An 18,133-nucleotide genomic window follows, 5' to 3' on the forward strand; every position below is an offset into this window, starting at 1 on the left:
GGCGCCGGTTCGCCGAGCGGGGGATCCCGGTCCGGGCTCCGTCGGTCGGCCGGCATCCGGTCTCCTTGCCGTGCGGCCGCGCCGCCCGGCTCCACAGCCCGCCGGGAGCGGCGGCGGGTGCTCAGTACAGCTTCTTCACCGCGGTGTTCAGGGTGTTCTTCCAGGGGATCACCGGCGGATCGCCCCAGTAGCTCTGCCACAGGACCAGCGTCACCGTGTCGCCGTCGCGGCCCACGCCCCACAGGTAGTTGTAGTCGGGGCGCTCGGTGGCGTTGGAGTCGAAGGTGTGCAGCCCCTGAAGGGTGGCACCCTCCTCGACGTTGATCACCCCGTGGTCGAAGTAGGTCGCGGTCACGCCGGGCCGCTGCGGGGCGTGCGCGCAGGCGATGTAGTCCTGCCGGACCTTGTCCGCGAAGGCGACGGCCTGGGCCTCCGTGTCGAAGACCGCCACCTTCTGCTGGGCGAGCGCGGTCTCCGCGGTGGTGAAGTCACGGTGCCACACATTGACTTCGGCCGGCTCGGCGGGCCAGCCCACCTGACAGTCGAAATCCTCGCCCCACCCCCGGGCGGTCGGGTTGGCACGCCACGACTCGGTCTTCGGCAGGTCGGAGATGTACAGGGTCCCCGGCTGCGGCCGCCACTGGTCGGCAGCCGCCGCCCGACCCGGAGTCACCGCGGCCCCCAGGGCCCCGACCGCCAGTACCGCGGCCCCCACCGCGACCGCGCCCCCGCGCAACCGTGCACGTACTCCCATGGCGTCCCTTCCTCCGTGCGCTTCGATCACCCCGTTCCGCCCCGGACCGGGGCAGACTTCCCTCCACGGTAGGGTGTCAGCCCCCGCGCGGCAGGGCCTTTCGGTCGGAATTGACCGAGAAGTCCGCGGCTGTCGACCGAGAACCCCGCCAGTCCGGCAACCGCAGGGAGTGGTCGTGCCGGCCCGGGCGTGGTCGTGGCCGCGGCGTTCGGGAACACCGGGCACCATCGGCGGGACCGGCTGAGGCCGGTCCCGGGCCTGGGTCCGCGACGTCTCGTCCACACAGAGCACCAGGGCCGTCTCCGGCGGGTCGAGGCGGAGCCCGACCACGGCGCGGACCTTGACGCAACCAGCCCGGCAGCACGGCCCGCTGAGCATCGGTGACCGACAACGGCGGACTCCTCGGACCCGGACGTCTCGTGCCCGCGCCCCGACGCCGCAGCCTGTCCGAGAAGATCGACAGGACGGCCCCCGGGCCGTGTCTCAGCTCGTCGGGCGGCCGCCGGTCTGGGTGTAGACGTCGTTGACGACCTTCTGCAGCGTGGCGGCGCGACCGGGTGAGACCGTGCCGCGCACTCCCACCAGGTAGCTCGCCCCGCCGTTGGCGAAGGCGCGCAGCAGGTTCAGCCGGTAGGCCGGACCGTCGGCCGACTCCGAGCGCAGGGCCCAGGCGTCGTGCCACGTCCACGGGCCGAGCCCGGACCAGGCCGGGGTGGCGGCCAGGGCCGCGAGGTCCTGGCGGGTGCACCGGGTCCCGCACGGCCGCAGCTCGACCACCAGGGCGAAGTGCGAGCCGGATCCCCCTCGCCGGTCGTGGCCGCAGTGGATCCGGGTCACGTCGGGCCCGGTGCGCCGCTCCTGGACGCAGTCCATCCCGGACGGAGCGCGCATCACGAACGGCAGGGCGTCGAAGGCCCAGAGGTAGGACGGGTCGGCCGGGGACCAGGTCGCCCCGGCGACGGTCTGCGGGGGGAAGTCCCGGTAGGCGGTGAAGCGGCTGTGCGCCGGCAGCTTCCGGGCGGGCAGGGCACCGAAGGAGGGGCTCCCCGGTCCGGGGGCGGGACCGAGCGGGGCCCGGCGGCGGATCTCGCCCAGCAGGGCCTCGGCCGCGTCCGGCGTCCGGTCGTCGCCGCCGAACTCCTCCGAGTAGTACAGGTACAGGTAGGCGTTGCCGACCACGGCCCCGGCGGAGGACGACCTGAAGCCGGAGAGCGGTCCGCGATTCCGGTACGGCTGCCGGTCGACGAACCGGGCGGGGGCGAGCTTCGTGCGCAGCCAGCGGTCGTAACCGGTGCGGGCGTTCACCAGGGCGCTGTGACCGCTTCCGGGCTGCTCCAGGTGGGTCGCCAGGAACACCCGGGTCGCGGGCGCGAAGGGCGCGTCGTCGAACGCCTCGCAGCTGTCGGGCGAGGCCTGCCGGAGTACGGGCGTGGTCATGACCGGTGGGAGCACCCCGGTGGAGAGCAGGGCGCAGGCGTCCGGGAGGGCGAGGTAGGGCCCCGGTGCGCCGACGGCGCTCATCGTGCCGATCTGCATGACGAACAGCAGGCCCGCCGTGGCCGCGCCGGCGGGCGCCGAGCGGGCGGCGGCCCGCACCCGGCCGAAGGAGGACCGGGGTCGGTCCTTCGGCCGGACGGAGGAAGCGGGGCGCGGGCCCGCCAGGCGGTTGCGCAGCTCGATGTGGCGGAACCGGTAGCTGCCTCCGCTGCGGCGGAGCAGGCCGTGCCGGTGGGCCTCCTGGAGGAACGGCATCAGCCGGAACGGCAGCTTCCCGGTGGCGGCCAGCCAGCACCGGGCGACGGTGTACCGGCCCCAGGCGGAGGAGGCGACGCCGTACACCGCCGCGGCCAGGAGCGTCCCCGCCAGCGTGCGCGTCCAGGTCCAGAGGTGCACGGTCCGCGCGCCGCCCGACAGGGTCCAGAGGAGCAGCAGGAACGGCGGCGTCTTGAGCGCGGTGCGCACCGCCGCCTGGCGGTCGTGGCCGTCGAGCACGGTGAGCACACCGGTGACGAGCGCGGCACCCCGGTCGGCGCGCACCAGGGCCGCCGGGTCGGCCGCCGCGGCCGGGTCGGCGGGGCGGCGCGCGGAGTGCAGGGCGCCCACGGCGGTCGTCCAGCTGACGACGGCCGCTCCGGCGAGCAGGAGCCAGGGGGTGAGCCAGTGCCAGCGGAGGCCGGCCGCCGTGCCCGCCGCCGCCAGCAGCAGCCACCCGTAGCGGTACACCGAGGCACCCCGCACCGCACGCTCGCGCAGCGACCGCCGGTACTCCCGCCCGGTCGGGAGCCGGTGCGGCGCGGGAAGACCCTCCGGGGCGGCGAGGACCCATTCCGCCACCACGGCCAGGGCGGCGAACAGGGCGAACGCGAGGCCCACCCGCAGGTGGACGTACGGGAGCTCGCCGACGCCCAGGGCCGTCACGGTGAGGGCGGCGACCGTCACCGCGGCGGCCGGGCCGAGGGCCCGGACCGGTCGTGGCACCGCCTCGTCCAGCCGCCACCAGGACAGTTCCTGGGACTGCGAGTCGCGCAGGTGGGCGGCGAGCCAGCCGGCCCAGCGACGGACCTGTGCCTCGTCCGGTCCGGGCGCCGCGCCGACGCTGCCCGGACCTTCGAGGGGAGTGGCGTAGACGGACGGGACGAACCGGTCGAAGAGGTGCTCCTCGACCGAGGAGCGGTCGGGGAAGCGGCCGGGGTCGAGCAGTTCGGCCGGGTCGGCCCCGGTGTCGCCGTACGCGGCGCGGGCCATCGCCACCATCAGCGGGGTGGCGAGGACGGAGCGCAACCGGCGGGCCGGCGGGTCCCCGGTGGTGTCCCGCAGCCGCTCCAGGACCGGGTCCCACTTGGTGGCGTAGCCGTCGCCGCCGCGCACCAGCCGGGTGGTGCGCGGGAGGTAGGCGCGGACGTCGGCGACGGACAGCGGCCGGATCCGCACGACCGCGGCGCCGTCCAGCACGGCGCCGCCGAGTTCGACGGCGGCCATGTACGGGGTGATCCGGCTGGTCAGGACGAACCTGGCCGGGCCGCCGAGGCTCGCCCGGAGCCGGGCCAGCGCCTCGGGCTGGGCCGGGCCGGGCAGTTCGTCGAAGCCGTCGAGCACCGGCAGGATCCGGCCGGTGCGGATCAGCTCCAGGGCGATCGCGTGCCGTTCGGCGGTGGAGGGGGCGAGGCCGGTGTGCTCGGCGGCGATCCGGGCGGCGGCCCAGTGCCACAGGCCCCGCTGGCGCCGCGGGTCCCAGGAGGCGAGCGGGAACAGCACCGGCACGGGCGCGTCGGGTGCCCGGTCGGCGAGGAGGCGCCCGGCCAGCCGCAGGACGAGCGCCGATTTGCCCGCGCCCGGCCCGCCCAGGACTACCAGCCGTCCGGTGGGCAGCCGTTCGAACAGCTCCGCCACGTGGTCGAAGCGGCCGGTGAGGTCGAGCGGCCGCCGCGCGCCGTCGCGGACGTGGACCCACTGGTCGACGACCCGCGGGTCGCCCTCGGACCAGCCGATCTGGATGGGCAGCGGATCGTCGAGCCGCAGGGCGTGTTCCTCGCGCTCGTACTGTTCGCCCAGCGCCCGGGCCAGCGAATCGGCGGCGGAGCGCAGCCGCTCCGGGGGCACCGCGGCCCGCCGTCGCCGGGTCCGGGCCGCGCGGAGCTCCAGGAGGGCGGCGGCCGAGGCGGCGACCGCGACCCCCGCGACCCCGAGCCGGGCGGCCGGTGCCCACGGCGCGCCGATCGGCGTCAAGGACAGCGCGAGGACGGCGGCGAGGGCCACGGCGAGCAGGGAGGCGAGCAGTGGCCGCGAGGGCCCGCGCCGGGCGGGGGTGTCGGCGCCGTCGACGTGGAAATGGGCCTCGCCCGTCGGGCGGACGCCGCCGGCCGCGCCCCCGCCGGCCCCGCTCTCCGGCCCTGCGGACATGTTGACGGTGATCCGGCCGGCCTGGAAGACATGGCCCACCACCGTGTTGTCCCGCATGAGGTTGTGGGTGACGTGGTGTTCGTCGGGGGATGCGCCCCGGTCCTCGTCCGGGCGCCCGTCGTCGAGCCCGCCGTCCCCCTGGTCCGACATCCCGCCCGCCCCCAGCCGAGTGCACTCCCGCGAGGACATCATCGTCGGACCGCGCCCGTCGGGCGGCGTTTTCGCGAACTCGGCCGGGGCGGAGCACCGACGGGCGCCGAGGCGCTCCCGCCCGGCCGCTCCCGCCCGGCCGTTCGTGGCCGGGCGGGAGCGGTGCCCCCGGTCGGTCAGGCTGCCGGGAGGCGGGGGGTGCGCGGCGGGGTGGTGCGGCGGTCGCCGGTGGCCTCGAAGGCGGCGGCGAGACGGAGCAGGGTGGTGTCGTCGTAGGCGCGGCCCGCGAAGGTGAGGCCCACCGGCATGCCGATGTCGGCCATGGTGCCCATCGGCACGGTCACGGTCGGGATGCCGAGGTGGCGCGGTACCAGGTTGCCGTTGGCGACCCACACGCCGTTGCGCCAGCCGAGGTCCGCGGAGGCCTCGGTCACGTCCATGTCGGCCGGGCCCACGTCGGCGACGGCGGGGAAGACCACGGCGTCCAGGCCGAGTCCGTCCATCCACTGCTCCAGGTCGGTCCGGCGGGTCTCCTCCAGGCCGCGCAGGCCCTGCTCCAGGAGCGGGATCTCGGTGACCGACGCGTAGGGGTGCTCGCGCACCTGGCGCGGGTAGTCGGTGATGGTGTCGTCGAAACCGGCGTAGCGGTCCGGCAGTTCGCCCTGGTGCTTGGGCCAGATGGTGTCGGCGTCGACCTCGGCCAGGCTCGGGAGGGCGGGGTCCCCGTTGGCGCGCAGGAAGTCGTCCCAGGCCCAGGCCGACAGGTCGAGGATCTCGCGGGCGAGGAAGTCGGCGCCGATCAGGCCCCGGGTCTTCACGGACGGCGCCCCGGGGCGGTCGGACTCGTAGTTGGTGACCACGGGGAAGTCGACCTCGACGACCTCGGCCCCGGCGGCCTCCAGGTCGCGGCGGGCCTCCTCCCACAGGGCGATCACCGAGGCGCGGGTGTCGATCCGCTGGCCGGTCTGGCCGCCGATGCCGCCCTCGGGGTTGGTCCCGGCGTCCGGGTCGGCGTTGATGTACATCCTGGGCACGCCGACGCGCTTTCCGGCGAGCGCTGCCCGGGCCGCCGAGGTGTCGGCGGGGGCGAGCGCCGGGTAGGAGTCCGGGCGGACCTGCGAGGGCGCGGGGATCGGCAACCAGGGCTGGGTCCGCCAGAGGTCGCCCCGGGTGTCCGGGTCGTCGGCCACGACGACGTCGAGCAGTTCGAGCAGGTCGGCCATGGTGCGGGTGTGCGGGACGACGACGTCCATGGTCGGGACGAGCGGCCAGTTGCCGCGCACCGAGATCACGCCCCGGCTGGGGGTGTAGGCGCACAGGGCGTTGTAGGAGGCGGGCGCCCGGCCGGAGGACCAGGTCTCCTCGCCGAGCCCGAACGCGCCGAACGAGGCGGCGGTGGCGGTGCCCGAGCCGTTGGAGGAGCCGGAACCGTAGGCGCTGGTCAGCCAGTCGGCGTTGTAGGGGCTCTCGGCGCGGCCGTAGACGCCGCGCTGCATGCCGCCGTTCGCCATCGGCGGCATGTTGGTGAGGCCGATGAGCACGGCGCCGGCGGCGCGCAGCCGCTCGATCGCGAAGGCGTCGCGCTGGGCGACGAGGTGCTCGAACGCGGGGGAGCCGGCGGCGGCGGTCAGGCCCTTGGCGAGGTAGCTGTCCTTGGCGGTGTAGGGGATGCCGTCGAGCGGGCCGAGGCTCTCGCCGCGGGCGCGGCGGGCGTCCGAGGCCTCGGCGTCGGCGCGGGCGTCCGGGTTCATCACGACGAGCGCGTTGAGCGCGGTGGCGGTGCCGGGCCGGTCGTAGGCCTCGATCCGCGCGAGGTAGGCGTCGAGCAGGCCGACCGCGGTGGTCCGGCCCGTCTCCAGCGCGGCCCGCAGGTCGGCGATACCGGTCTCGACGACGTCGAACGGGTGGGTCATGGGGTTCGTCTCCAAGGTGCTTCGGTGGAACGGTCGGGTGAACAGGTGAGCAGGTGGGCAGGTGAACGGGTCCGCGGCGCCCCGGCCGGGAGGCCGGGACGCCGGGGCGTCGGTGCGGAACGGAAGAGAACGGAAGAGAACGGAAGCGAGGGGCTAGATCACGGCCGGTGCGAGCTCCTCGGTGTGCGGGCGGTCCCGGTCGGCCTCGCCCATGCGCCGGTCGGGGCGGCGCGCGAGCAGGTAGCCGAGACCGGTGAGGGTCACCGTGCCGACGCCGAGCGGTGCCGCCCAGATCTGGTACCACGGCGCCCCGGCCGGGGAGAGCACGGCGCGCGGCCAGCAGATGTTGACCACCTCGAAGCCGGTCCACAGCACCGCGAGCAGGTTCAGCGGGGTGCCGAGGCGCCCGTAGCGGACCGCCCCGGCGGGCGTCCAGCGGCCGCGCAGGCGCGCGGTCAGGGCGACCAGGGTGAGCACGAAGAACGGCACGAAGGTGGCGGCGCCGCCGAAGGTGATCAGACTCCCGATGGCCGAGGTGCTCAGCCCCAGCGGCAGCGCGGCGCAGCTGACCACCGCGGCGGCGACCAGGCCGCCGATCGGCGCCCGGTGCCGGTTGACCTTGCGGATCCGGCGGGAGAAGGGGAAGACGTCGTCGCGGGCGAGCGAGTAGAGGCCCCGGGCGGCGCCGCCCTGGGAGGCCATCAGGCAGGCGGTGAAGCTGATCAGCACGACCAGGACGAAGGGCTTGTCGCTCCAGCCGCCGAAGGCGTGGGTGACCGCAGTGGTGACCGGGTCGAGGTCCTGGCGGGCGACCACCTCGGCGGGGGCGGGGTGGGCGAGCGCGACCGCGACCGCGTTGAGGATCACCACGAGTCCGACGGCGAGCAGCGACCACCACATGGCCCGGGGGACCTGCCGGGAGGCGTCCTTGGTCTCCTCGGCGGTCGACACGCAGGCGTCGAAGCCGATGAACGCCCAGCCGGCGACGGCCACGGCCGCGAGCACGGCGCCGGTGTCGCTGAGGCCCAGGGCCTTCGGCGCGTCCAGCATGTCGGTGAGCAGGGCGAAGCCGTGCTCCCGGAAGAACAGCAGCAGGGTGAGGCCGACCACGACCGAGGCGACCGTCTCGGCGGCGATGCCGAGGCCGACGAAGCGGCGCAGCAGGTTGATGCCGTAGGCGTTGACCAGGGTGCAGAGCAGTACGAAGCCGACCGAGGCGAGCACCTGCTCGGCGGGGGTGGGGACGGCGCCGAAGAGCGCGAACAGCCAGGGGGAGGCGAGGTAGGCGACGGTGGTGTTGCCGAACATCACGGCGAACTGCCACAGCCAGCCGCTCAGCCAGGCGACGCCCGGACCGGCCAGCCGCTTGCTCCACTGGTAGGCGCCACCGGCCAGCGGCCACTGCGAGGCGAGCTCGGAGTAGACGGCGACCACCAGGCACTGCCCGAGCAGGCACAGCGGCAGCGCCCAGACCCAGGCCCCGCCCGCGACGCCCATGCCGACCTGGACGGCCGCGTACAGACCCACGACGGGGGAGACGACGGCGAAGCCCATGGAGATGTTGCCGAGCACGTTCAGGCTGCGTCTCAGCTCCTGCCGGTAGCCGAGAGCTGCCAGCCGGTCGTCGTCGGTCGGGGTGTTCTCGGCCACGGGCTGCGCCCTCCAGATAAAACTAACTTTGTTAGCGTCCGCTGTTGATCTGGCACGATAGCCCCCGAAGCACGAGGAGCGGAAGAGGGGACCTATCGGTGGGCCGACCGAGCAAGGCACTGCTGACCCGTGAGCGGATCGCGCGCGCGGCGCTCCAGGTGGTGGACGAGGAGGGCCCCGACGGCCTCACCATGCGGGCGCTGGCGGAACGGCTCGGGGTCAAGGCCGCCTCGCTCTACAACCACATCGAGAACAAGGACGCCCTGGTCGACTCCGTCTCCGAACTGGTCAACGGCGAGATCGACCACGCGCCGCTGGGCGACGCCGACTGGCGCTCGGGCCTGGCCGCCTACGCGCGCGGCTACCGCGCCGTCTTCGTCCGGCACCCGAACGCGGTCTCCCTGCTCGCCCGCCGCCGCGTCGTGGCGGACAACGCCCTGCGCGGCTACGACGCGCTGCTCGCCCTCCTGGGCCGGGCCGGTCTCGGCCCGGCGGACGCGGCCGAGGTCGCTGCGGCCCTGGACTTCCTGGTCCTCGGCTCCGCCCTGGAGACCTTCGGCGCCGGCTTCACCCGGGAACCGGCCGGCTACCGGCCCGAGTACCCGGCCCTCGCGGACGCCCTCGACGGCGCCTACGCCGACGGGAGCGGTGCGACGGAGCTCGACGACCGGGGCTTCGAACTGGGGCTGCGCCTCCTGGTGGACGGCGTGGAACTCCGCACCCGGTAGCGGAGCCCGGCGGTCCTGCTTCTGCCTCCGGTGACGAGTGACGAGTGACGGGTGACGGGTCGACAACGAGACGGAAGTCTGCGGGAGTTGATAAGGTTAGGGTAACCTAACCAGGTTGGAGCGTTCCCGAAGGGGCGGCCCGGATCGATCCCGGCGCCGCGCACAGAACCGGCCGACTCTCACCAGAGGTCCACATGCCTGCAACGGACACGATCCCCACCCCGCTCGCCAGGGCCGCCGCCGCACAACGCGTCCGCGTCGCGACCCCGCGCCGCTTCCTGATGTGCGAGCCGCTGCACTTCGACGTCAGCTACTCGATCAACCCCTGGATGGACCCCGGCAAGCCGGTCGACCCCGCCCTCGCCCTCGCCCAGTGGACCGCCCTGCGGGAGCTGTACCTGAGCCTCGGCCACACGGTGGAGGTCATCGAACCGGCGCCGGGGCTGCCCGACATGGTCTTCGCGGCCAACGGGGCCACCGTCCTGGACGGGAAGGTGCTGGGAGCCCGCTTCCGGCACGTCGAGCGGACCGCCGAAGGACCCGCCTACCTCAACTGGTTCGCCGGGAACGGCTACCGGGAGCTGCACTGGCCCGAGCACATCAACGAGGGCGAGGGCGACTACCTGGTGGTGGGGCGCAGGATCCTCGCCGGGTCGGGCTTCCGCACCGACCGGCGGTCGCACGCGGAGGCACAGGAGTTCTTCGGGGTCCCGGTCATCGGGCTGACCCTGGTGGACCCGCGCTTCTACCACCTCGACACCGCGCTGGCCGTGCTGTCGGACGACGAAGTCATGTACTACCCGGCCGCGTTCAGCGCGGGCAGCCGGGCGGTGCTGCGCGAGCTCTTCCCCGACGCGATCCTCGCCGACGAGGAGGACGCCGTGGTGTTCGGGCTCAACGCGCTCTCGGACGGCCGCCATGTGCTGCTCCCGGCCGCCGCGACCGGCCTCCAGCGGCAGCTGCGCGAGCGGGGGTTCGAGCCGATCGGCGTCGAGCTCACCGAACTGCTGTACGCGGGCGGCAGCGTGAAGTGCTGCACGCTGGAGCTGCGTTCCTGACGGTGGTGCGGACGCCGGCCCGGCCCCGCCCGAGGGTGGGGCCGGGCTCCGGCCTGTCCGGCTGTGGTGTCCGTTGCGGGCCTGTCTCTTCCGTCGCCCGGCCGAGACCGGGCGTCCGGCGGCCCCGCGGCCGGCTTCGGTCGGGAATTCCTGCCATTGGGCCCTCTGAGGCGTTTGCCCCGGCCCGAGTCGACGGTCCGGCGGTAGGCCCGCCGCAGTCTCCCGGGAGGTCGGGCCGAGCGCCGCCTTCACTGGCAACTTAGGTAAGGCTATCCTAAATCGAAGACGCGATCGGGGGGACACCGACGGTCGGCCACCGGCCTGTTCGGTGCGACGACGCACGATCGATCCACAGGGGAGGCACGTTCCATGACGAACCGTATGCCCGGCGCACAGCGCGCCTCCGGTGCGACCGCGAGCGCGATCGCGACCGGCCGCCCGGCCCGCCCGCGGGGGTCCGCCGCGCCGGCCGGGTGCGCGCATCTCGGCCAGGATGGCCCGGCGGGCCTGCTGGCCCGCAGCAGCTTCCTGATGGCCCTCGTCGGCCGGGCCGCCCGGCGGCTCCTCGCGGAGCAGGCGGCGGGCCGGGGGCTCAAGCTCTGGCACGTGATGGTGCTCTGCGCCCTGGGGGACACGCCCGGCCTCTCCAAGGCCGAACTGGCCGAGCGGCTCGGCCTGTCCTCCGCCGACGTGGCCCGGGTGGTCGGGGACCTCGTGGCCGCCGGGCATGTGACCTGCGCCCGCGACGAGGCGGACCGCCGCCGGACGCTGACCCGGCTGACGCGCAGGGGCCGCGAGGTCGCGGCCGCCGTCGACGTGGAACTTGCGGCCGTCGACGACGACGTCCTCGCCCCGCTCTCGGCGGTGGACCGGGAGCGGCTCGCGGACATCCTCGCCCTGCTCTCCGAGCACCTGGACGCCGAGCACTTCGGCCTCCGGCCGGTGCGGCGGCGGCCCGCGCCCAGGGCCTGACGGCGGACCCCGCGCCGCCGCTACGGCGCGGGCCCGCCATCGGCGGTGCGTGGGGGCCGACCGGTCGGTCAGGGCCGGCCGGTGAGGTAGCCGCCCATCGTGGTGAAGTACTCGGTGGCCGCCAGCTCCCGGCCGTCCTCGGTGCGGACCCGGGTGACGGCCAGGCCGTGGTTGCGGCCGGTGCGGGCGTCCGCGCCGGCGACGATCACCACGCCGTCGCCCTCGCGGTAGAAGATGCGGCCGGGGGTGCCGCCGTAGCGGCCCTCCGAGACGACGGCGGCGAGGATCTCCAGCCGCCTGCCCCGGTGGTGGGTGAAGGCGGCCGGGTAGGGGGCGGACTGGGCGCGGACCAGGCGCTCCAGCGCGTCGGCGGGCCAGCCCCAGTCGATCCGGATGTCCTCCTCGGCCCGCTTGTGGAAGAAGCTGGCCTGCGAGCGGTCCTGCTTGGTGAACTCGGTGCGGCCGCCGGCGATCAGGTCGAGGGCGCCGACGGTGACGGGCGCGATCAGGTCCACCGTCCGGTGGAAGAGGTCGGTGGCGGTGTCGGTCGGACCGACGGCGACCGCCTCCTGTCGCACGATGTCGCCGGCGTCGAGCACCTCGTCCATCAGGTGCGCCGTGACGCCGACCTCGGACTCGCCGTTGACCAGGGCCCAGATCAGCGGTGAGAAGCCCGCGTACTTGGGCAGCAGCGAGTCGTGGATGTTGAGGGTGCCGTGCTTCGGCAGGGTGTAGATCCGGGGCGGGATCCAGGTCCGCCAGTTGTTGGCGACGATGATGTCCGGGGCGGCCTCCTCCAGGCGCCGCAGCAGCTCGTCGTCGTCGGGGCGGTTGCGGATCAGGACCGGGATGCCGTGCTCCTCGGCGAGGTCGGCGACCGAGTCGCTCCAGATCTTCTCGTAGGCGTGCTCGCTCCTGGGGTGCGTCACCACCAGCACGACGTCGTGCTCGGATTCCAGGAGCGCCTTCAGGGTGCGGTGGCCCCAGGTCTGATAGCCGAACATGACGACCCGCATCAGCGTTCCTCCTCGGGCTGGCGAACTGACACGGAAGAGTAAAGCAAGGCTTACCTAACCGTGCAACGGCACGCATGCGCGGCGGAGTTGACCGGCAAGGCAAGGATTTGACCGTCCGTCCGGTCGACAGGCACGATAGATCAGGTTAGCCTTGCCTAAGTTCAAATCGGCGCACGAATGGGAGTGACATGCCTCGGGCCCTTCCCGGCGACGCAGCACTGATCCACGACCTGATCGGTATCGGCTTCGGGCCGTCGAACGTCGCCATGGCGATCGCGCTGAGCGAGCACAACGAGCGCGTCGGGAGGCACGAGGCCGTCACCGCGCACTTCTTCGAGCAGCAACCCGGCTTCGGCTGGCACCGGGGCATGCTCATCGACGACGCGACGATGCAGGTCTCGTTCCTGAAGGACCTGGTGACGCTCCGGAACCCGGCCAGCGAGTACAGCTTCCTCTGCTACCTGCAGAGCAGGGGCCGCCTGATCGACTTCGTCAACCACAAGAACCTCTTCCCGCTCCGGGTCGAGTTCCACGACTACTTCGAGTGGGCCGCAGCGAAGGTCGACGACATGGTCTCCTACGGCCACCGGGTCGTCTCCGTCGAACCCGTCCTGCGCGACGGCGTGGTGGAGTACCTGGACGTCACGGCGCGGTCCGGCGACGAGACCGTGGTCCACCGCGCGCGCAACCTCGTCATCGGCACCGGGCTGCGCCCGGTCATGCCCGAGGGCGTCCAGCGGGGCGAACGGGTCTGGCACAACTCCGACCTGCTGCGGAACATCGGCGCCCTCGACGGCACCGAGCCCGGCCGCTTCGTCGTGGTCGGCGCCGGCCAGAGCGCCGCGGAGGCCGTCGCCTACCTGCACCGCCGCTTCCCGGCGGCCGAGGTCTGCGCGGTCTTCTCCCGCTACGGCTACAGCCCGGCGGACGACAGCAGCTTCGCCAACCGGATCTTCGACCCGCAGGCCGTCGACGCGTACTTCACCGCGCCGGAGGAGGTGAAGCGCCGGCTGATGGACTACCACGGGAACACCAACTACTCCGTGGTGGACATCGACCTCATCGACGACCTCTACCGGCAGGCGTACCAGGAGAAGGTGCTGGGCACCGAGCGGCTGCGCTTCCTCAACGTCTCGCGCCTGACGGCCGCCGAGGAGATACCCGGCGCGGTCCGCGCGACCGTCGAGAACCTCGTCACCGGCGAGGCGGCCCCGCTGGAGGCCGATGTCGTGGTCTGCGCCACCGGCTACCTGCCGGCCGACGGCCTCGGGGTCCTCGGCGCGGTCGCCGACCGGTGCCACCGCGACGACCTGGGCCGGGTCCGGGTCGGGCGCGACTACCGGGTGGCGACCGATCCCGCGCTGCGCTGCGGCATCTACCTCCAGGGCGGCACGGAGCACACCCACGGCATCACCTCCTCCCTGCTGTCCAACACGGCCGTCCGGGTCGGCGAGATCCTGGACTCGATCCTCGACCGGGGCCGCGGGGTCGGATCCCTCGAAGCCCCGCCCGTCACCGAGGAGGCCGGCCTCCGCCAGCCGACCCGCTAGACCCCAGTGCCACGACATCACGGCACCACGGCACCACCGCAATACGGCACCACCGCACCCGCCGTCGTACCGCACGGTACGGCGGCGCGTGAGCGCCATGCAGGAGAGAGAGGAACCGCCCGTGCCCCTCGGCACACGCCGTCGCCCCGACGGCCCGCCCGCCGGCAGATCCGGGGGGACGCACCCGGCCGTCGGCCCGACGACAGCCGGGCGCCCGGCGACAGGCCGACGCCCGGCGCCGACCGGGGCCGCGGCGGCTCGCGGGCGGCGGATCACGGGGCTGGCGGCGATCACCGTCCTGCTCCTGGTCGCCGCGGTGGTCTCGGTCGCCGTCGGCGCGCGGGCGTTGAGCCCGGCCGAGGTGTGGCACGGACTGTTCGCCGGGCCGGACGCGGACCAGCGCGCGACCGAGATCCGGCTGATCGTGCAGACCGTGCGGCTGCCCCGGACGGTGCTCGCGATCCTGGCGGGCATCGCCCTGGGGGTCGGCGGCGCGCTGATCCAGGGGTTCACCCGCAACCCGATCGCGGACACCGGCCTGCTGGGGGTGAACACCGGCGCCTCCTTCGCGGTGGTGTCGGCGATCTCCCTGTTCGGCCTCACCGACCCGTTCCAGTACGTCTGGTTCGCGTTCCTGGGCGCCGGGCTGGCCGGGGTGGTGGTGTTCGGGCTGTCCAGCATCGGCCGCGGGGCCGGGAATCCGCTGACGCTCGCCCTGGCGGGCCAGGGCGTCGCGGTGTTCCTCGCGGCGATGACCACCGCGATCGCGCTGTCGGACAAGGCGGCCCTGAACGCCCTCCGGTTCTGGAACACCGGCTCGCTGGCCGGCGTCCCGTTCCGGGTCATCTGGCCGGTGACGCCGTTCGTCGTGGTCGGCCTGGTGCTGGCCCTGGCCGTGCTGCCCTCCGTCAACCTGCTCAACCTCGGGGACGACGTGGCGCGGGGCCTCGGGGTGAACATCACCCTGATCCGGACCGTCGGCATCGTCGCCATCACCCTGATGGCGGGCGCGGCCACGGCGGCCTGCGGCCCGATCGCCTTCCTCGGCCTGATGGTGGCGCATGTGGCGCGCTACCTCGCCGGGCCGGACTACCGCTGGCTGGTGCCGTACGCGGGCCTGCTCGGCGCGGTCGTCCTGCTGGTGTGCGACATCGTGGGGCGCGTGGTGGTCCGACCGGGCGAACTGGACGCCGGTGTGCTGGTCGCCCTGCTGGGCGCCCCGTTCTTCGCGGTCCTGGTGTGGCGAGGGAAGTTCAGGAGCGCATGAACGTGACAGTGGTGAAGCGGGCCGTGGCACCGGGTGTGCGGCTCGGCGGGATGTCGTTCGTCTGGCGGCCCAGGGTCGTCCTGGTCACGCTGCTGCTGGCGGCGGTGACCTTCCTCCTGTTCTGCCTGTCCATCGCCCACGGGGACTTCCCCATCGGCCTGCCGCAGGTGGTCGCCACCCTCTTCGGCGGCGGCGAGCGGGTCGACCAGTTCGTGATCATGGACCTGCGGCTGCCGCGGGCCCTGGCCGGGCTGGTCGTGGGGGTCGCCCTCGGGGTGTCCGGGGCGCTGACCCAGTCGATCGCCCGCAACCCCCTGGCCAGCCCTGACATCCTGGGGATCACCGGCGGGGCGAGCGCGGTCGCGGTGTTCCTGGTGACGGTGTCGGGCGGGTCGGCCGCCGCGGTCGTCAGCGCGGTGGGCCTCTCCGGGGCGTCGCTCCTGGGCGGTCTCGGCACGGGACTGCTGGTGTACTTCCTGGCCTGGCGGCGCGGGGTGGACGGCTTCCGGCTCGTCCTGATCGGCATCTCGGTCAGCGCGGTGACGGAGGCGCTCACGACCTGGCTGCTGGCCACCGCCGACATCAGGGACGTGGCCAGGGCCCAGGCGTGGCTGGTCGGTTCGCTGGACAACCGCTCCTGGGACGAGGTCGCGACGGCGCTCTGGGGCACCCTGGCCGTGCTGGCCGTCGTGACGGGCGCCGCCTTCCAGTTCAAGCCGATGCAGTTCGGCGACGACGTGGCCGCGGGCCTGGGCGTCCGGTACACCCGGGTGCGAGCGGTGCTGCTGCTGTGCGCGGTGCTGCTGGCCGGGTTCGCGGTGAGCGCGGCCGGTCCGGTCCCCTTCGTCGCCATGGTGGCGCCGCAGGTGGCGATGCGTCTGACCAAGCACCCGACACCGCCGCTGGTGGCCTCCGCCACGGTGGGGGCGCTGCTGCTGATCGGATCGGACCTGGTGGCCCGGACGGCGCTGCCGGTGACCCTGCCGGTCGGCGTGGTCACCGCCGCGATCGGCGGCCCCTTCCTGGTGTACCTCCTGGTGCGCGCCAACCGCCGTTAGCCGACAAGAAGCACGCAGGCCCGAACCGAAAGGGAGCCATGGTCGCCGACTCCATCACCGGGAGCCGTCCCGGCAGAACGACCGGGAACAGCACAGAAGTCGAGGCCGGGGCCGTCGCGCCGCGGCTGGCCGCCCGGGGCGTCACCGTCGGGTACGGCGAGCGGACCGTGATCGACGCGCTGGACGTCACGATCCCCACCGGGCTGGTGACCACGATCATCGGCCCGAACGGGTGCGGCAAGTCCACCCTGCTGCGCACCCTGTCACGGCTGCTCAGGCCGAGCCGGGGCTCGGTGGTGCTCGACGGCGAGGACATCGCCACGCTGCGGACCAGGGACGTGGCGAAGCGGCTCGGCCTGCTGCCGCAGTCGCCGGTCGCGCCGGAGGGCCTGACGGTGGCGGACCTGGTCGCCCGGGGCCGGCACCCGCACCAGAGCTGGCTGCGGCAGTGGTCCTCCGACGACGCCTCGGTGGTGGAGGACGCGCTGGCCATGACCGGGGTGTCCGACCTGGCCGACCGCCCGGTCGATTCGCTCTCGGGCGGTCAGCGGCAGCGGGTCTGGATCTCGATGACGCTCGCCCAGGGCACCGATCTGCTGCTGCTCGACGAGCCCACCACCTATCTGGACCTCGCGCACGCGATCGACGTGCTCGACCTGGTGGACGATCTGCACGAGTCGGGGCGCACCGTGGTGATGGTGCTGCACGACCTCAATCTGGCCGCCCGTTACAGCGACAACCTGATCGTCATGAAGGCGGGCTCGGTGCTGGCGCAGGGTCACCCGCGCGACGTGGTGACCACCGAGCTGCTGCACGAGGCGTTCGGCCTGCGGGCCCGGGTGATCGACGATCCGGTGGGGGACCGGCCGCTCATCGTGCCGATCGGACGGACGCACGTCCGGAGCGGGATGAAACGGGACGTAGATACCGCAACTTAGGCTAGGCTTACCTCACAAACCCAGGATAGCGTTTGCCTCCCCCGCTGAGGGGGTTTCGGCTGACGGCACGACAGCAAGGGATTCCGGATGCTCCTCGACCGAACGACACGTACGAAGCGCCGGCGGCGGCTGGCGGCGACCGTGGCCGCCGCGGCGCTCGGCGTGGGCCTGCTCGCGGGCTGCGGGTCCGACGCGACGGGCAAGGCCGCCAACGACACGGCCGCCGGCGGGACTTCGGCGGGCACCTTCCCGGTGACGGTGGAGCACGCGTTCGGATCCACGAAGGTCGAGAAGGCCCCCAAGCGGGTCGTCACCGTCGGCTACACGGACGACCAGGCCGTGCTGGCGTTCGGCATCAAGCCGGTCGGCATGGTCGACCAGTACCCGAACCCGGCGGGCCAGAGCCCCGACATCAACACCCAGTGGCCCTGGGTGAAGGACAAGTGGGGCGACGCCAAGCCCGAGGTCGTCCTCAACAACGGCGACGCCGGCCCCAACTTCGAGAAGATCGCGTCCCTGCGGCCCGACCTGATCGTCGCGGTCTACTCCGAGATCGACCGGGCCGCCTACGACAAGCTCTCGAAGATCGCTCCGACGGTCGGCCGCACCAAGGCGGAGAAGGAGCCGTTCAGCGCTCCGTGGCAGGACAACGCCCTGCACATCGCCAAGGCGCTCGGCCGGGCCGACGAGGGCAAGCAACTGGTCCAGGGCATCCAGGACAAGCTCGCCGCCGTCAGGACGGCGCACCCGGAGTTCGCCGGCCAGACCGCCGTCGCGCTGTCGTGGTACAAGGACTCGGTGACCCCCTTCACCACCACCGACGTGCGGGGCCAGCTGCTGTCCGGCATGGGCTTCAAGGGGCAGACCGAGATCGACCGGATCGCGGGCAGCGAGTTCTCCACCCAGCTCTCCCCGGAGCGGATGGACCTGATCGATGTCGACCGGGTCTTCGTCATCAACGACAAGGCCGACACCGACGCGCTGAAGAAGTTCGACCTCTTCGCCAACCTCAAGGTGACCAAGGCCGGCAAGGTGTCCTACCTGCTGGACAGCGAGGGCCCCGCGGTCGGTGCCGCGATGTCCCAGGTCACCCTGCTCTCGCTGCCGTACGCCATCGACGAGATCGTCAAGTCGGTCGGCCAGGGGTGAGCCGCCCCCGGCCGGCCGGTCCCCCGTCCG

At 73.6% G+C, this 18,133-nt stretch carries 13 protein-coding genes and 1 pseudogene; 8 read left to right on the top strand and 6 right to left on the bottom strand.

Annotated features, from left to right (window positions below):
* Positions 1 to 121: 121 nt before the first annotated feature.
* From ACW14Y_RS39160 to ACW14Y_RS39180, 5 genes and pseudogenes are all read right to left on the bottom strand, one after another.
* Positions 122 to 754: a hypothetical protein gene (locus ACW14Y_RS39160; RefSeq protein ID WP_456988435.1), complete on the bottom strand. Its 633-nt coding sequence runs from the start codon at positions 752 to 754 to the stop codon at positions 122 to 124.
* Positions 755 to 922: 168 nt separating this feature from the next.
* A pseudogene (locus ACW14Y_RS39165) lies at positions 923 to 1,096 on the bottom strand (IS630 family transposase); the annotation flags it as partial.
* Between the two features lie 141 nt (positions 1,097 to 1,237).
* On the bottom strand, positions 1,238 to 4,804 hold the full coding sequence (locus tag ACW14Y_RS39170; protein ID WP_456985193.1) for an NACHT domain-containing protein: 3,567 nt from the start codon (positions 4,802 to 4,804) through the stop codon (positions 1,238 to 1,240).
* Between the two features lie 176 nt (positions 4,805 to 4,980).
* Entirely contained in the window at positions 4,981 to 6,717 is a 1,737-nt protein-coding gene (locus tag ACW14Y_RS39175; RefSeq protein ID WP_380300320.1) for an amidase, read from the bottom strand.
* A 153-nt stretch (positions 6,718 to 6,870) separates the two neighbouring features.
* Entirely contained in the window at positions 6,871 to 8,367 is a 1,497-nt protein-coding gene (locus ACW14Y_RS39180; RefSeq protein ID WP_380300319.1) for an APC family permease, read from the bottom strand.
* A gap of 98 nt (positions 8,368 to 8,465) precedes the next feature.
* Here ACW14Y_RS39180 and ACW14Y_RS39185 point away from each other — a divergent pair, with 98 nt between their 5' ends.
* The 3 genes from ACW14Y_RS39185 to ACW14Y_RS39195 all read left to right on the top strand — a co-directional run bounded on the left by ACW14Y_RS39185 (position 8,466) and on the right by ACW14Y_RS39195 (position 11,125).
* Complete coding sequence (locus tag ACW14Y_RS39185) at positions 8,466 to 9,095, top strand: TetR/AcrR family transcriptional regulator (RefSeq protein WP_456985194.1); 630 nt, start codon at positions 8,466 to 8,468, stop codon at positions 9,093 to 9,095.
* 194 nt (positions 9,096 to 9,289) lie between these two features.
* On the top strand, positions 9,290 to 10,153 hold the full coding sequence (gene ddaH, locus ACW14Y_RS39190) for a dimethylargininase (protein WP_380394327.1): 864 nt from the start codon (positions 9,290 to 9,292) through the stop codon (positions 10,151 to 10,153).
* Positions 10,154 to 10,522: 369 nt separating this feature from the next.
* Positions 10,523 to 11,125, top strand: a complete 603-nt coding sequence (locus ACW14Y_RS39195) for a MarR family winged helix-turn-helix transcriptional regulator (protein WP_456985195.1) — start codon at positions 10,523 to 10,525, stop codon at positions 11,123 to 11,125.
* A gap of 68 nt (positions 11,126 to 11,193) precedes the next feature.
* Here ACW14Y_RS39195 and ACW14Y_RS39200 read toward each other — a convergent pair whose 3' ends face one another.
* Positions 11,194 to 12,141, bottom strand: coding sequence for a methionyl-tRNA formyltransferase (locus ACW14Y_RS39200; protein ID WP_380300316.1), 948 nt, complete (start codon positions 12,139 to 12,141; stop codon positions 11,194 to 11,196).
* A gap of 188 nt (positions 12,142 to 12,329) precedes the next feature.
* On the opposite strand from ACW14Y_RS39200, the gene ACW14Y_RS39205 reads away from it, so the two are divergent.
* The 5 genes from ACW14Y_RS39205 to ACW14Y_RS39225 all read left to right on the top strand — a co-directional run bounded on the left by ACW14Y_RS39205 (position 12,330) and on the right by ACW14Y_RS39225 (position 18,103).
* Positions 12,330 to 13,691 (top strand): lysine N(6)-hydroxylase/L-ornithine N(5)-oxygenase family protein, encoded by a 1,362-nt coding sequence (locus tag ACW14Y_RS39205; protein WP_380439726.1) that lies wholly within the window; start codon positions 12,330 to 12,332, stop codon positions 13,689 to 13,691.
* A gap of 271 nt (positions 13,692 to 13,962) precedes the next feature.
* Positions 13,963 to 14,958, top strand: a complete 996-nt coding sequence (locus ACW14Y_RS39210) for a FecCD family ABC transporter permease (RefSeq protein WP_456988373.1) — start codon at positions 13,963 to 13,965, stop codon at positions 14,956 to 14,958.
* Positions 14,955 to 16,016, top strand: a complete 1,062-nt coding sequence (locus ACW14Y_RS39215) for a FecCD family ABC transporter permease (protein ID WP_380394339.1) — start codon at positions 14,955 to 14,957, stop codon at positions 16,014 to 16,016. Before ACW14Y_RS39210 ends, ACW14Y_RS39215 begins: the two co-directional genes overlap by 4 nt.
* A gap of 38 nt (positions 16,017 to 16,054) precedes the next feature.
* Positions 16,055 to 16,954 carry an ABC transporter ATP-binding protein gene (locus ACW14Y_RS39220; RefSeq protein WP_380439724.1) on the top strand — a complete coding sequence of 300 codons (900 nt, stop codon included), beginning with the start codon at positions 16,055 to 16,057 and terminating at the stop codon, positions 16,952 to 16,954.
* A gap of 87 nt (positions 16,955 to 17,041) precedes the next feature.
* On the top strand, positions 17,042 to 18,103 hold the full coding sequence (locus tag ACW14Y_RS39225; RefSeq protein WP_380394345.1) for an iron-siderophore ABC transporter substrate-binding protein: 1,062 nt from the start codon (positions 17,042 to 17,044) through the stop codon (positions 18,101 to 18,103).
* Positions 18,104 to 18,133: the final 30 nt, after the last annotated feature.

It is taken from the genome of Kitasatospora sp. cg17-2, from assembly GCF_054031055.1.

Coding starts and splice junctions, on each gene's coding strand:
- ACW14Y_RS39160 (WP_456988435.1), bottom strand. CDS start 754: ATGGGAGTACGTGCACGGTTGCGCGGGGGCGCGGTCGCGGTGGGGGCC.
- ACW14Y_RS39170 (WP_456985193.1), bottom strand. CDS start 4,804: ATGTCGGACCAGGGGGACGGCGGGCTCGACGACGGGCGCCCGGACGAG.
- ACW14Y_RS39175 (WP_380300320.1), bottom strand. CDS start 6,717: ATGACCCACCCGTTCGACGTCGTCGAGACCGGTATCGCCGACCTGCGG.
- ddaH (WP_380394327.1), top strand. CDS start 9,290: ATGCCTGCAACGGACACGATCCCCACCCCGCTCGCCAGGGCCGCCGCC.
- ACW14Y_RS39195 (WP_456985195.1), top strand. CDS start 10,523: ATGACGAACCGTATGCCCGGCGCACAGCGCGCCTCCGGTGCGACCGCG.
- ACW14Y_RS39200 (WP_380300316.1), bottom strand. CDS start 12,141: ATGCGGGTCGTCATGTTCGGCTATCAGACCTGGGGCCACCGCACCCTG.
- ACW14Y_RS39205 (WP_380439726.1), top strand. CDS start 12,330: ATGCCTCGGGCCCTTCCCGGCGACGCAGCACTGATCCACGACCTGATC.
- ACW14Y_RS39215 (WP_380394339.1), top strand. CDS start 14,955: ATGAACGTGACAGTGGTGAAGCGGGCCGTGGCACCGGGTGTGCGGCTC.
- ACW14Y_RS39220 (WP_380439724.1), top strand. CDS start 16,055: ATGGTCGCCGACTCCATCACCGGGAGCCGTCCCGGCAGAACGACCGGG.
- ACW14Y_RS39225 (WP_380394345.1), top strand. CDS start 17,042: ATGCTCCTCGACCGAACGACACGTACGAAGCGCCGGCGGCGGCTGGCG.